General features: G+C 50.4%; 1 pseudogene. It reads left to right on the plus strand.

Annotation, left to right across the window (positions count from 1 at the left end):
- Positions 1-404 (plus strand): annotated as a pseudogene (locus tag CLFS41_RS30065) (hypothetical protein); the annotation flags it as partial.
- Positions 405-546: the final 142 nt, after the last annotated feature.

Consider the following 546-nt stretch of genomic DNA (forward strand, 5'->3'; position numbering starts at 1 on the left):
CCATCACAGGCAGCAGTAACTATTATGCATCCGTGGACGTATCAAGGCTGACCGGGGAGCATGAGTTTGTGGTGGACGGCAAGGCCTATGTGGTGACCAGTAAGCTATATTCCAAGGCCATCAATACAACCGGCACCGTGGAGGAGTGGAGCAATCCGCTAATCAGCGAGGAGGACCTGGCACAGCTGCAGGCGGACTGGCTGGGGAACTATTTTGTTAATGACATTGAGTACGACATAGCATATCGCGGGGAACCAAGGCTGGATGCAGGGGATATTGTATTCCTAGAGAATCGATATGTAGATGGGCTGCAAGTGCAGTTGTACGAGCATAAGCTGAATTTCAATGGCGGGGCATTGTCTGGCACGATTAAGGCCAGAAAAGCCGTAGGACAGGAGGGATAGAGATGGCGAGGGAAGCGAATGCCAGTTACGAGGGGCAGGGACAGAGGCAATCCACAGATATCCCCCGGATGAAAGTTAGATTGGACGATTTATATGAGCGTATCAACATAGCTGGGGGTTTAAATAACAAGATTGTTTTTGG

Origin of the sequence: Clostridium sp. FS41, assembly GCF_000954015.1 — a bacterium.
Taxonomy (GTDB): Bacteria; Bacillota; Clostridia; order Lachnospirales; family Lachnospiraceae; genus Enterocloster; species Enterocloster citroniae.